12 protein-coding genes are annotated in these 13,188 nt (G+C 58.3%); 8 read left to right on the top strand and 4 right to left on the bottom strand.

Annotation, left to right across the window (positions count from 1 at the left end; all coding sequences use genetic code 11):
• Window positions 1–105 precede the first annotated feature (105 nt).
• Window positions 106–540: a macro domain-containing protein gene (locus L248_RS03900; RefSeq protein WP_022528776.1), complete on the bottom strand. Its 435-nt coding sequence runs from the start codon at window positions 538–540 to the stop codon at window positions 106–108.
• Window positions 541–746: 206 nt separating this feature from the next.
• Between L248_RS03900 and L248_RS15755 the strand changes: the two genes are divergently transcribed.
• Entirely contained in the window at window positions 747–2,045 is a 1,299-nt protein-coding gene (locus tag L248_RS15755; protein ID WP_196811987.1) for a zinc-ribbon domain-containing protein, read from the top strand.
• 96 nt (window positions 2,046–2,141) lie between these two features.
• Here L248_RS15755 and L248_RS03885 read toward each other — a convergent pair whose 3' ends face one another.
• On the bottom strand, window positions 2,142–2,405 hold the full coding sequence (locus L248_RS03885) for a GlsB/YeaQ/YmgE family stress response membrane protein (RefSeq protein WP_040534728.1): 264 nt from the start codon (window positions 2,403–2,405) through the stop codon (window positions 2,142–2,144).
• A gap of 295 nt (window positions 2,406–2,700) precedes the next feature.
• On the opposite strand from L248_RS03885, the gene kduD reads away from it, so the two are divergent.
• Window positions 2,701–3,525 carry a 2-dehydro-3-deoxy-D-gluconate 5-dehydrogenase KduD gene (gene kduD, locus L248_RS03880; protein ID WP_040534726.1) on the top strand — a complete coding sequence of 275 codons (825 nt, stop codon included), beginning with the start codon at window positions 2,701–2,703 and terminating at the stop codon, window positions 3,523–3,525.
• 91 nt (window positions 3,526–3,616) lie between these two features.
• Here kduD and L248_RS03875 read toward each other — a convergent pair whose 3' ends face one another.
• Window positions 3,617–4,342 carry a TatD family hydrolase gene (locus tag L248_RS03875; RefSeq protein WP_022528770.1) on the bottom strand — a complete coding sequence of 242 codons (726 nt, stop codon included), beginning with the start codon at window positions 4,340–4,342 and terminating at the stop codon, window positions 3,617–3,619.
• Between the two features lie 481 nt (window positions 4,343–4,823).
• On the opposite strand from L248_RS03875, the gene L248_RS03870 reads away from it, so the two are divergent.
• From L248_RS03870 to L248_RS03845, 6 genes are all read left to right on the top strand, one after another.
• Window positions 4,824–5,999 carry an MFS transporter gene (locus L248_RS03870; RefSeq protein WP_022528769.1) on the top strand — a complete coding sequence of 392 codons (1,176 nt, stop codon included), beginning with the start codon at window positions 4,824–4,826 and terminating at the stop codon, window positions 5,997–5,999.
• Between the two features lie 585 nt (window positions 6,000–6,584).
• Window positions 6,585–7,304 carry an endonuclease III domain-containing protein gene (locus tag L248_RS03865; RefSeq protein WP_022528768.1) on the top strand — a complete coding sequence of 240 codons (720 nt, stop codon included), beginning with the start codon at window positions 6,585–6,587 and terminating at the stop codon, window positions 7,302–7,304.
• A 49-nt stretch (window positions 7,305–7,353) separates the two neighbouring features.
• Complete coding sequence (locus L248_RS15050) at window positions 7,354–8,694, top strand: metallophosphoesterase family protein (RefSeq protein WP_196811986.1); 1,341 nt, start codon at window positions 7,354–7,356, stop codon at window positions 8,692–8,694.
• A 60-nt stretch (window positions 8,695–8,754) separates the two neighbouring features.
• On the top strand, window positions 8,755–10,590 hold the full coding sequence (locus tag L248_RS03855) for a monovalent cation:proton antiporter family protein (RefSeq protein WP_022528766.1): 1,836 nt from the start codon (window positions 8,755–8,757) through the stop codon (window positions 10,588–10,590).
• 62 nt (window positions 10,591–10,652) lie between these two features.
• Window positions 10,653–11,579: an ADP-ribosylglycohydrolase family protein gene (locus tag L248_RS03850; protein ID WP_040534724.1), complete on the top strand. Its 927-nt coding sequence runs from the start codon at window positions 10,653–10,655 to the stop codon at window positions 11,577–11,579.
• 90 nt (window positions 11,580–11,669) lie between these two features.
• Complete coding sequence (locus L248_RS03845; protein ID WP_051999846.1) at window positions 11,670–12,266, top strand: TetR/AcrR family transcriptional regulator; 597 nt, start codon at window positions 11,670–11,672, stop codon at window positions 12,264–12,266.
• Between the two features lie 277 nt (window positions 12,267–12,543).
• On the opposite strand, the gene L248_RS03840 is transcribed toward L248_RS03845, so the two are convergent.
• The gene (locus tag L248_RS03840) at window positions 12,544–13,005 is read right to left on the bottom strand and encodes a GNAT family N-acetyltransferase (protein ID WP_022528763.1); all 462 of its coding nucleotides are present in this window, start codon (window positions 13,003–13,005) and stop codon (window positions 12,544–12,546) included.
• Between the last annotated feature and the right edge of the window lie 183 nt (window positions 13,006–13,188).

Here is a 13,188-nt window from a genome sequence, read left to right as displayed (position 1 = left end):
CGTGCCCACCACTAGCTCCGCAGGACCGGCTTCGCACTAGCTTCGCGTCGCCGCCCCAATCTGCGGAGCCCGTAGTCACCCGGGGCAGCGCCAGACGTCTACCCGCTATTTCAACCGGCACACCATAATGTCCACATCAGTATCGGCGAACAATTCTTGGATGAACGGGGCACTTTCCCGCCAGTCTAACCGGTCCAAGCCGGCACCAATTAAAGGAATGGCCAGGTGTGTCTCGTGCTGGGCCAGCATTTCTTTCTTCAACGTCCGCAAAGACGCTTCGAAGTCGCTGCGCAGCGGCTTCTGGTAGGAGCTGCCCTTGGTGATCAGGTTGTAGATGACCCGGCCGTCAGGGGCGGTGTAGCGTACGGCGTCGCCGATGGCTGGTTCTGCATCCAACACAGCGCCGGGCATCTCAGGGTACTTGCGCCGGAAAGTCAGGGCAATACCCGCGCCCATGCCGACATCAGCGGCGATACAGTGGGCTAAAACATAAGCGGCCGGTGCATCGAACAAGTCTTGAACCTCTTCATGATAATTCATGGAAGAACACCTCTTTCTCCGATAGAATACCACGTTTAGCGGCGAAACGACCATTGTAAAAAAGTAGCGTGCATTGTCAAACTACAATATGATAGGCTCATTATTTTCGAGAATGCCATATTGGCCGCTAGCATCCGCGTATGCGAGTGCTATAATTTTGGTTAACGGGGAACGGTTTCAGATTAATCCGTGTTGGAGGAGAAAACATGAAGATATGTCCCAACTGTGGTGCCCGCAATGCGGCGGATGCCCAATTCTGTACCACGTGCGGTTACTCCCTTACCGGGGTAGCACCAGTGGCTGCCGGGCCGGCACCGCAGCCGCAAGGGAATGGCGGCCGGCCGTCGTACCAGGGACCCGCTTGGCAGCAGCCGCCGGCGGGGACAGATCCCCGCGGTCCGCAGCGGCGACCGGCACCGACAAGTCCGCAGGGGTATGATCAGGGTCCGCAGAGGCCGCCCCAACCTAACTGGCAAACGCCTGGCTACGGTCCAGCACCACAACGGCGGTCGGCGCAACCGGCGCCTGGCCAACCGACCGGGTACGGTCAAGGCCCCAGTACCCCGCAGCCGGACCCTTATCGCCAATCCCAGCCCAATCAGGGGCCGGCACCGCAGTATACCCAGAGAGGCGGCGCCGCGCCCACCGGCCCGGCATATGGTCCCGCGCAAGGTCCGGCGCCATACGGCGGTGCGCCTGGCCAGCCGCCTTATCCTAACCAGAACGCTAATGGCCAGTATCAGCAGGCACCAATGCCCCCGCGGACAGAAAATCCCCGGGTGACTCACGCCAAGCGGGAGGCCAGTAATTATTTTGCCAACGTCCTGCATTCTTGGCTGCATCCCATGGATTGGGCCGCTGGCCAAGGCAGCGAGCGGCCATACTACGGCATCGTCTCCCTGGCACTGCTCGCTCTGCTGAACACGCTGGTCTTTTGGACGGTCCTGCAGCATGCCGCCCAGCTGTTTATCAGCATTTTAAGCAAGGTGATTACTGGTACCCCAATGGAGAGCGCCTTTAAGGATTTCCTTAACATTGCGCCCTCGACGCTCGCCAACGTACAGACGCAGTTCAATACGGCTGTCAAAACGTTGGATGGCAATATCTACATCACGTTCTTCTTGATCAATGTGGTGGCGCTCGCCTTATTTGCGGGAATCGGGTATGCGGCGAAACACTTCCTCATGGGAGACGACCAGGATTTCTTCAGCTACGTCAACCAGTTGGGGTATTACGCCAACGGCGGGCTGATTATCGCCCTGGTGATGCTGCTGCTGGGGATGATGGGCAGCCTGGCGGGGATTTCGTTTCTGTTCTTGATGCTGCTGATCAGTACCGGCTTGTTCAACGGGGCCTTCTTCATGGCCACCACCCAGGGCAGTCAGAAGCGGTTTGACAAGCTGTACACCGTGGTGATTGCCCAAATTGTCATGAATCTCATCGTTTTGGGATTGGTGGGCAGTCAGCTGGCCAAAATCTTCAGCACACTGCTGAACATCAAATAACGAGATAGCGACAAGCAAAAAGCCCCGGCGGGAGGTCCGGGGCTTTTTATGTGGGGAGAATGATCATGAAGACACGTGCTGCAGTCGTTCTAGGTATTAGGCTTTCGCCGACTTACCTGTCCTGCCGAGGATCAGCGAAACGACCACGACGAGGATAATGGCACCCAGGATCGAGGGAATCAGGGCCATGCCAGCAAGCTGCGGGCCCCAGGAACCAAACAATGCTTGGCCTGCCCAGGCGCCGATCAGACCGGCAATAATATTGCCGATCCAACCGCCGGGCAGGGAACGGCTCGTAATGGCACCGGCAATTACGCCGATGATCGCACCCACGAGCAAGACCCATAACCAGTGCAACATAGGAATCATCCTTTCTTTTTCCTGTTGGCTTATTTGACTACTATTTTAGTGTAGCGAAGTCCGCGGGAGCCGCGCAACGCGGCTGGTTTGCGGGTGTCAACAGGCAGAAAGGGCATGGGTGTGGGACTTTAACCGGTGGTATCACAGAAATCGTTATTTTTTCAAGGAATATTGTTATGCCCATGGGGGCAGTTTCGTGTCTACCCTGGCCGCTCTTGCTTTTAATTTCTCTCTTGATATGATGGATATGGACGAATAAGAAACACGGTTTCTATATAAGAAATTAAATGGAGGAATGTCTGTTATGCCAGAATCTGCAGAAGAGATTGCCCAACACGAAAAGGAATTGGACCAATTCAAGATGAACTGGTTCAAATTGGACGGAAAAGTGGCCATCGTCACCGGTGGGAACACTGGCCTGGGTCAGGGCTACGTCGTTGCCTTGGCGGAAGCGGGAGCTGATATTCTCGTCGCTGCCCACGGTACTGAACAATGGGATCAGACCCGCGCGATGGTGGAGAAGCGCGGCCGCCGCATCGAATTTCTGCAAGTGGACTTGACCGACGAAGACGCCCCCGAGCGGGTCATGCAGACAGCATTGGACAAGTTCGGGCACATCGATATTCTGGTCAACAATGCGGGGATGATCAAGCGCAATCCGCTGCTGGAGAGCAAGGAGCAGGATTGGAACAACGTTATCGCCATCAACCTGACCGCCGTCTATCGGCTAAGCCTGGCCGCGGCCAAAATCATGGCCAAGCAGAAGTCCGGGAAGATCATCAACATCGGCTCGATGCTGTCCTTCCAGGGCGGTAAGTTCATTCCGTCGTATACCGCGGCGAAGCATGGTGTCGCCGGTCTGACTAAGGCCTTCGCCAGCGAGCTGGGGGCGTACAACATCCAAGTCAACGCCATTGCGCCCGGCTACATTAAGACGGCCAACACGGCGCCGATCCGCGCAGACAAGGCCCGCAACCAGGAGATCCTCGACCGCATTCCTGCCGGTCACTGGGCGGAGCCGTACGAGCTGATGGGCATCGCCGTCTTCTTGGCCAGCGACGCCGCGAATTACCTGAATGGGGCGATTATTCCGGTCGACGGCGGCTACTTGGTTCGGTAGTATCTTGACCGGGAGAGCACCGGTCAAGTGGATCTGTGAAGAGAGGCTGTACCGTTGACTGCGCTTGCGGTCAGCAGCGCAGCCTCTTTGTTTATGATCTCAGAAAAGCATTCAAATTCACGGTTAATTGCTGATTCAGAACGGTGGGTGACATGTGGCGCAGGGCGGCTAACCGGTCGAGCAAGGCGGACATGAAGGTATCGTAGTCGGCATAGGTGGTTGCTGATTGGCCGGTGGCCCACTGAATAGATTCAAGACCATCTGATTCCAAAAGCAGCCGGTTGAGCGGAACGGCCTCCGCCAGGCGAGTGACGTTGGGGTCCAGCCCCAGCGACGGGCCAACGGAGAAATAGGTGTCGAGCCGCAGGTAGTCGGGGAGCCACGCTGCGCTGTCGTACCAATGGATATAGTACCGGTTGGGGAAGTGCTGAATGGTGCGCAGGATTTCTTCTTCGGCGCCCTTAGTATGCAGTATGACCGGCTTGTGCCAGTCCCGGGCCCAGGCCAGCTGCTGAACGAAGGCGACTCGCTGCTGGCTCAGGGGGTTGTCTGTCCATGCCGTATCTAGGCCGATCTCACCAATGACCGGCGCCTGTTCAAGCACGGGGCGCAGTGCCCCCGGGGTCAGCTTGTCCACGTCCCAGGGGTGCAAACCCGCAGAGGCGGTCAGCCCGCTATTCGGGTGGGCCTGGCGCCAGGCTTGGACCGCCTGCCATTCGGCCGGATTCTGACTGTTGACGATGCCGTGCACGCCGCGCTGCTGCAAGTGTGTCAGCAGCCCGGTGTCGCCGGCGATATGAAAATGACTATCGATCATGATGCCATCACCTCAGCCCTAGTATACCGGGCACCGCCACAAATTGGGCATATTCTGGACATACCGTCTGCGGAAAACCGTGACAAAACGTTCTTGCAGCGGGCGCAAAAGTGTCACACCTTCCCGGTAGTATAGACAGTGTTGAAAAGAAAGGAGCGAGGCGATGAATTGTAACCATCATGAGCAGGACGGTCGGCTTCTAGACCCGTCGTCCTCCTCCCCAGTCAGCGCTCAGACGCTGCGGTAACACCAACAACCTAATTTCTTCATGATGTTTTTCCTCCCCAATGACCGCTGCCAACCTCCCCTGGCAGCGGTTATTTTTGTGCTGGCGGCATTCGGTGGCAGGGTCGCGCAGAAAGGCGGCTTGAAGGCCGCCTGCTTGTCTGGCAATTTTCCCTTCTATATGCAGCAACCGGGGCGCCTCAACCGGTGTATTTCTGCTATCATGGAAGTCAAACTCAGGGAGGGATCGACTGCTATGCCGCAAACACGCACCGCCGCACTGCTCTTTGCCAATGGCGGGATCAATATGGGCATCGGCTTGATCATGCCGATTACCACGTTGTATATCCATCAAGACCTGCATGAGAGTCTGGTGACCGCCGGCGCCGTGCTCATGTGCTTCTCACTGGCCATGACGCTGGGCAATCTGGCGGCCGGCTGGGCGTTCGATCATACCCAGCCGAAACACGTGCTGTTCACGGGGAATGTGCTGACTGTGGGTGCCCTGCTGGCGCTGACGTTCTGGCCGGCGTGGCCGCTCTTCGCCGGTCTGGAGGCCGCGTACGGTCTTGGTCTGGGCATCCTGAATGCGGCGATGAACGGCTATATTGCCTTTCAGCAGCGCAGCAATGCCAGTATTTTCAATCAAGGCTACTGGATCGCCAGCGTGGGCATGGGGATCGCCACCGCCAGCAGCGGGTTTCTTTTCCACCAGGGTATCCGCTGGGTGTTCGGCAGCGCCGCGGCGCTCTTCACGGTGACGTTCGCCGTGATTGGGCTGACGTTTCAGCCCATTGAGCGGGCGGAGCCGGCGCGTCAAGCCGGTCCCCGCGATCCGGTCGACCGCCGGCTGCTGGGCAGTCTGGCGGCGATTGCCTTGCTTCTGGTGATTATTTGGATCGGCTACGAGCAGTGGAACAGCAATGTTTCTGTCCTCATGCTGCACCACGGCATCAGCGTGGAGAAGTACAGTCTGCTGTTCACGGTGAACACCGTGGAGATCATTCTCTTGCAGCCCGTCGCGAATCGGCTCATCCATCCCAGCTACGCCACCGACAAGGCCAAGGTCGTCGCCGGCGGGCTGCTCTTCGGCCTGTCCTACCTGCTCATCGTTGACGCCACTGCGTATTGGCGCTTCGTGTTGGGGATGATGGTGGTGACGCTGGGAGAAATCCTCGCGCTGACCAGTGCGCCGTCGCTCATTAACCGGTACGCCACCGACCGCGACCGGGGCATCCTGCAATCCTTGGCCAGTCTCTCCGGTTCCCTGGGCCGCGCCATCGGCCCGCTGGCCGGCGGGGCGCTGATCACGGCCGCGGGCTACGATTGGACCTTCCTGCTCTTATTCGCCGTACATGTGGTGGGGGTGGCCGGTATGCTGCTGGTCCGGCCGATACAGGCAGAAAGTCATACCCGCCCCACGAAATCATGACAGATAGACCATGGAACCATCACGAAATCGTCACATCCGCCCGGTATTCTAGATAATGTAAACAAGGAAAGGAGCGATGCGATGACAGTTCAAGGATGCAGTACTTCCCGACGGCTTCTAGACCCGTCGTCCAGCGCTGCCTGACATAGTACAACCAACCAGCTTTTTCTTCATGATTTTCCTCCCCAAGATCCAGCCATCCTCCCCATGGCTGGACTTTTTTGTATAGAGGGCGCAGGCGAGCGGTTAGGCCACCTGGGCTGAGTGGCCCTAAGCTGAAAAGCCCCGCACTTGGGCTTTTTAGCTTAGGGTCCTCAGACCATGGTGGCCTGCTCGCCGGAGCCCGTTTCGGAGGAGGCAGAGCAGCCCCGCCCCGCACTTGGGCTTTTTAGCTCAGGGTCCTCAGACCATGGTGGCCTGCTCGACTCTACCCCTTCGGCGAAGCCATACTCAATAATAAAAAGGCACTATGCTGCATTTTTCACTCGAATTTCAGTTAAAATGCAGTATAGTGCATATTTTCAAAAAATACCCAACAATTGGCACCATACTGCATATTCTTCGCGGTAAAAGGAGGAACTACAAGTGACCCGTCCTTGGCACACGATTTACGCCAACCTCGCCGCCCACTACGGCCCCCAGCACTGGTGGCAGGAAAACCAGTTGGCGGACTGGCTGATGATGATCCTGGTTCAGCGGACGAATGCCCGTAACGTGGCGTTGGCCATGAACAACTTGCAGGACGTGCTCTCGGTGGATGCCCTCTTGGCTCTGCCTGAAGCGGACTTGGCCGCGCGCATCCGGCCGGTGGGTTTCTACCGGCAGAAAGCGGCCAGGATTCGCAGCCTTTTGACGTGGTTTCAACACGCAGGCGGGGACTTCACGGTCATTGGGGCGCAGCCGGCGGAACAGTTACGGACAGAACTCCTTGCCCAGCCCGGAATTGGCCCAGAGACAGCGGACGTGATGTTGCTGTACACGTTTGGCAAGAAAACCTTCGTGGCTGATGAATATGCCCGACGGTTGAGCCGCCGCTTAGGCCTGGGTGATTATGCGACGTATGCGCCGATGCATGCGGCTTTGCAGCCCTTTGCCGAGACACTGACACTGACTCAGGCCCGGGAATTGCATGCCCTGATCGATGAACACGGCAAGACCCAGGGCCGGCAGCCCTATGATGATCGTTTCCTGCTGGTGCCCCATGCCCCGGCGTCTGCGTGGCCGGCGCAGGCCGTGCAGACCGACGGCCCCCACGGTTACCCGCAGTTAGGCGGGCAGGTCCCCGCGGCCAAACCGACCGATTAGGGAGGGCGCTGTTCCGCCCGCCACCAACTGAAAGGAGCAGTGAATGCTCATGTCCACCCCTGATTTACAATTCGTCGTGCTTTCTGACCTGCACCTTAACGGGCAGCCCGAGCGGCACGCGGCCGTTAAAAAGACGCTGCGTACCGCGGCGGCGCAAGCGCCCGGAGCTTATCTCGTCGTCAATGGCGACTTGACGGACACGGGTACGCCGGATCAATTCGCGGAATATAACGCCGTGATTGCCGCCAGTCCGTTCGCTGGCCGCACTTTGGCCACACTGGGCAATCATGATGTCCGCGGACCGCGCTGGCCAGAGTGGGACAATACACCGTTGGCCGACCCCCGCCACTTCCACACTGTCGCCGCGCCGTTCTATACGGATTACTTGGCGGGGTTAGCGTCAGTCGACCGCCAAGGCTTGAGCGTGGCCATGACGGTGGGGCCGGCGGCGGTGATTCTGTTGAATACTGATAAGGGGTTGAAGGATTCGGCGGAATTCAGCCCGGCGACCTTGCAGTGGCTGGCGGGCACCTTGGCCCATGCGGCGGCGCAGCAGCGGCCGGCTTTGATCTTCTGCCATCAGCCCCTGCGCAATACCCACTGGCGCAGCAACTTCGGCGGCGGGGTCGGGCTGCAGGACGCGACCTTGAAGACGATCCTGCGGGCGTACCCGAATACGGTTTTTATCTCCGGTCATATTCATAACGGCTTCGGCGTCACCGGGGTAATTGACCGGCCCTACGGTGTGGCGGTGGACTTGCCGGCCCTGGCGGTGAGCGAGAACGGCTACCAGGGCCAGGGCAGCGGTTTTCTGCTCACCCTCTCGGCGGACCGCTTGGTTTGGGCGGCGTGGGACTTCACCGCAGTCCAGCGGCTGCCGCAATTTGATTTCACCGTCCCGCTGCCCACCGCCGCGGCGCTGGTCCAGGCCATCCCAGCGCCCGCCGTCGATTGGGCCGCATTGCAAGAAATCTGGGCCGTTCGTTTCGACCAGCACCTGTTTGATGATCCCCGCACCGATGGCGGAACGGAAGAACCGCCGGCGCCGTTGTACACTAATGCCCAGCAGATAGCGCTGACTGCCGTACAGCAGCACTTGCTGGCCGCGTGGCAGAAAGCGGGCCGGCCGGCGGCAGTGCCCGCAGTGCCGCCAGTACTGCCGCCTGACCAGCCAGCCTCGCCAGTCACCTTGCAAGGCTTAGCCCAGACTGCGCAAGTCCTTTGGGAAGCGTCGGTATTTACCACCGCCAGTCATTTGCTCTTGCAGTTTGCCTTGGCCCGGGTGAACGTCATGCTGAGCCATCCGACTGAGTTTTCTGAAAGAGACCGGCAAACGGCTCGGGCCCACTTGGTCACCGCCCTGCAAAATCTCCGTCCGAAAACTGAATGAAAACTGCCGCATCCCTATGGTAGACTGAATCCATCAGGCTACTGAAGGGGTGTTTTTCTTATGGAAAGTATTGCGTTGCTGATCGTTCTGCTGGCAGCCTTGATGACACCGATCGTGATGGCCCGGCTGCGCATCACGCAAGTCCCCACCGCCGTCGCCGAGATCATCGTGGGCATGCTTCTGGGCAAGAGCGGCTTCGATTTTGTGCAGAATAACAGCACCTTGACCCAGCTCAGCAGCCTCGGTGTGATCGTGTTGATCTTCCTCTCCGGGATGGAGATCGACTTCACGCTGTTCAAGCGGTCGCCGGACAGAAAGACGGCCGGTCCTCAGCAGATTCAGCCGGTGCCGCTGGCCATTTTGGCCTTTGCCAGCATCGTGGTCATGGCCGCCGTCGCCGGCGTTGGGCTGCAGCTGCTGGGGGCCTATCGTCACGCCGTCTTTGCGACGATCATTTTCTCCACGGTGGCCCTGGGCGTGGTCATTGCTGCGCTGAAAGAAAAGGAGCTCCTTTCTAAACCCTTCGGTCAAACTATGCTTCTGATTGCGGCCTTCGGGGAAGTGCTGCCGCTGATTGCCCTGACCATCTATTCGGCGGTGGTGCATCCCACCGACAAGAGTATCTGGCTGCTGCTGCTGATCTTCGCTGTGGCCATCATCCTGTTGCTGCGCTTCCGCAAGATCTACCAGTGGTTCGCCCAGGTCGATAAGAGCACGACGCAACTGGACATTCGGCTGGCCTTCTTCCTCATCGTGACGCTGGTCACCGTCGCCGCCCAAGTGGGGGCCGAGTCGATCCTGGGAGCGTTTCTAGCCGGCATGGTGATGAAGCTGCTCCACCCCCGGGCCGAGACCCAGGAGAAGCTGACCAGTATCGGCTACGGTTTCTTCATTCCTATCTTCTTCATCATGACTGGCGTGAAGATCAATCTGCGCACACTGTTGGCCGACCCCGCCAGCTTGCAGCTGATCCCGCTGGTGCTGGTGGGCTTCATCCTGGCCAAGCTGCTGCTGATTCCCTTGCTGCGGCTGCGGTTCAAGCCGCGCAACGCCCTGAGCGGCACCGCGCTGATCACCACCACGATTACCCTGGTCATCCCAGCGACCACCATTGGCCGCAACCTGGGCATCATGACCAGCCAGCAGGCCGGGGCCTTCACCCTGGCGGCGATCATTTCGTGCATCGGCGCGCCCATCCTCTTCAATACGCTGTACGTGAAAGAAAAAGAGGACGAACACAAGACGGTCGTCCACTTCATCGGGGCCAATATCTTGACGATCCCCATCGCCCAGCAGCTGACGCAGGGGTTCTACGACGTGGCCCTGTACACCGATGACGAGAGCCGCTACAAGACATATAACTCCGAAGCTAACGTGCACCTGCTGCCGGGGTTTTCTGAAAAAGTGCTCAACGATGCCGGCGCTTACCAGGCGGACATCGTGGTCATCGGCTACTTCGATAACCGCAAGAATACCGCGCTGGCCCAGTGGGCGCTGGCGGCGCATGTGCCCCGGATCATTGCCCGCTTCGAGGCGAAGAATATCGAGAGCGATACCTATGACCAGCTCAGCGCGGCCGGCGTCGAGATCTTCAACACCCTGGAGTCGAATATCTCCTTACTGCGGGCGATGATCGAGTCCCCGTCGACGGTTAAGATCCTCACCGACACCAACGCCGGCATCTATGAGATCACAGTACGCAACCGCCGCTTTACCGGCATGGAGGTCAAGAACCTGCCCTTCATTGACGACATCACCATCAGCCAGATCTACCGCGACCGCCAGTTCATTGCACCCCACGGGGACACCCAGATCCAGTTGGGCGACCACCTGATTTTCTCTGGGGACAAGGCCGCCGTGGGTGCGATTCGGCGGGAGATGGAGCTGCTGAATTAAGGCAGAAAAGCCGGTTGGGCATAACTAATATAATAGTAGAAATGAGAAAGGAGGCGGCCGCCATGGTGACTGCCGCGCAAATTACGCACATGATGGAGGGCGGTATGGTGGCGGACGCGCTAGGTGTACCTGTGGAGTTCTCCCGCCGGGGCACGTATCACGTCACCGGCATGCAGGGGCACGGCACCTATGACCAGCCCGCCGGCAGCTGGTCCGACGACTCGTCGCTGACGTTGTGCTTAATGGAAAATGTGAACGAATCTGGCGACTTCGCCAATCTTTTTGACAAAATGGCGGCTTACACCCGCGGCCGGTACACGCCCCGGGGCGTCATGTTCGATATTGGTCATACGACGCACAATGCGATTGCACGGTTTCTTGCCGGTACGCCGCCGTTAGATTGCGGTGATACCGCCCCTGATACCAACGGCAACGGGGCGCTAATGCGGATTGCCCCGCTGGCCCTGGTCCTGCTGACAGAAGACGATGCGGCTGAGCGCCGGCAAGTGATCAGCGACACCACCCGGCTGACCCACGCCCACGTCCGGTCGATCATCGGCAGTGTCCTGTTTGTGGAGCTGCTGCGGGCGCTGCTGCGCGGGGAGACGCTAGCCGATGCCCTGGGACCGGTGTTTCAGCAGGTGGCCAACAGCGGCTTCCCGGCACATGAAATCGCGTATTACCGGCGGTTGGCAGCCCCGGCGTTTGGCCAAACACCACCCGCAGCGATCCGTTCCAGCGGGTATGTGGTCGATACCCTGGAAGCGGCCATTTGGGTCAATCTGCGCAGCCGGTCGTTTCAAGAAACGGCGCTGACAGCCGTGAACTTAGGTGACGACACCGATACCGTTGCCCAGATTGCGGCAATGCTGTATGGGGCCGGGCATCCCGAAATGACAATTCCGCAAGAATGGTCAGGGCAACTCATGCGCACAACATTAGACCGCCAAATTATTGCACACTTCGCCAAAAGATATGCGGAACCGTAGCCAAAGCCTTCCAAATTGGACAGATGTCGCGCATTGTCCAGCCTAAAAGTGGGAAATATGCGCTATACTTCCTGGCGGGAGGAGATTGGATTGAAATACGACCTTAATAAGAAAAGAACCCCGACCGCCCAGCGGATCTTAGACACTTTCTCGGGTGCGCTGCTTGAGTTGCTGCAGGAAAAGTCATTTGACCGGATCACGGTCAATGAACTGTGCATTAAGACGGGTATTCCCCGGGCAACATACTATAACTACTTTGATGATAAGTATGATTTGCTCGACTACTGCTGGCTGCTGATCAGCGAAGCCATCGGCATCGGTGATCACGATCGGACTGCGCAGTTACCGCTCAATCAGTACTTTGACCGGCTCTACGACTTTCTCGATCGGTACCGCCGCCGCATCAGTGAGGTGGTTGAACACAACCCCATCGACGGCACGCTCATCGCCAGTTTCACGGCTTACTTAAAGGCCAAAGCCCAAGACATTCTGGGTGAAAGCCTGTCCGGAATCAATACCAACGTGCCGCTGGCCCTGTTGGCCGATTACTACGGCAACACCGTGCTGCTGATCCTGGAGTGGATCTTCTTCAACGGGCATGCCTTGTCCAAGCAAGAAGCCCACCAGTACATGACGGCTCTTCTGACCAGCGGCGAACTGATCGAGGGGAAGACCGGCCGTCACTAAGCGTCGGCACTGTACACGTTTTTCCGGCTGACCGTTGATTCCCATGGTCAGCGGCCTGCCGCCTTTGTGCGGCCGCCCGCCGGTTTTCCAGCGATTTCAGAAATTATACCGACTGATCCTTACCCACGGCTCACTGCGGGCGGCACCAGTCATATTCACGCGCTATCCCAGAGGCTCGCTGCACTTGAAGCGGCCTTTTTTGTTTCCCCAAGGTGCTGGCCATTAGTGAGCCAGAGACAGTGGGGAGAATTAAAAAGGGCAGCACCGGGTAAAAAGACTATAAAGCAACATTCAAAACCGGCAGCTTCAACGGTTCGTTCTTGTCGGGCTGCCAATAATTGTGAAGCTGGGCCCCCATTTTCTCATAAAAGCCCAGGGCATGGGGATCAGCCATAATCACCATCACCGGGTAGCCCAGCGCCTTTGCTGTGGCCTTTGCGGCCGCATACATCGCCCGGCCGTTACCTTGGCCGATGTATACCGGGTCGATGAAGAAGGTATCCAACAGGATCTTGCGGGCATTGTAATGGGTGAGGGCGTAAAAGCCTACCATCTGGCTGCCTTGCAGCGCAATCTGCACAGTCCCTTCTGCAATGTACTGCGGGGTGATCGTCATGTGGCCCCGCATAAAGCGCTTGAAAACCTGGTCGTGGTGCCAATGGGCAAACGACCGGTTCAGTAAAACGGTCAGCGCTGCCGCATCTGCGGCTGTGGCGGGCCGATACGTTAATTGTGGCATCCGGGCTCAACTCCTTAGTTTCACGTGAAACAGATGACCGGCGCGCGCGTCCTGCAGCGCGATTTCCCCGCCATTCAACCACTTCCTGGGGAGAGCGTCAAGCACGGCAAAAACTGGGTCAAAACTCACGCTGCGTGTTGGCAGTTTAGTGAATTTTGACCCAGTACGTTATTTAGAGGATTG

The sequence above is a fragment of the Schleiferilactobacillus shenzhenensis LY-73 genome (assembly GCF_000469325.1).
Lineage (GTDB): Bacteria > Bacillota > Bacilli > Lactobacillales > Lactobacillaceae > Schleiferilactobacillus > Schleiferilactobacillus shenzhenensis.
This window is presented reverse-complemented; position numbering and strand designations above follow the sequence as displayed.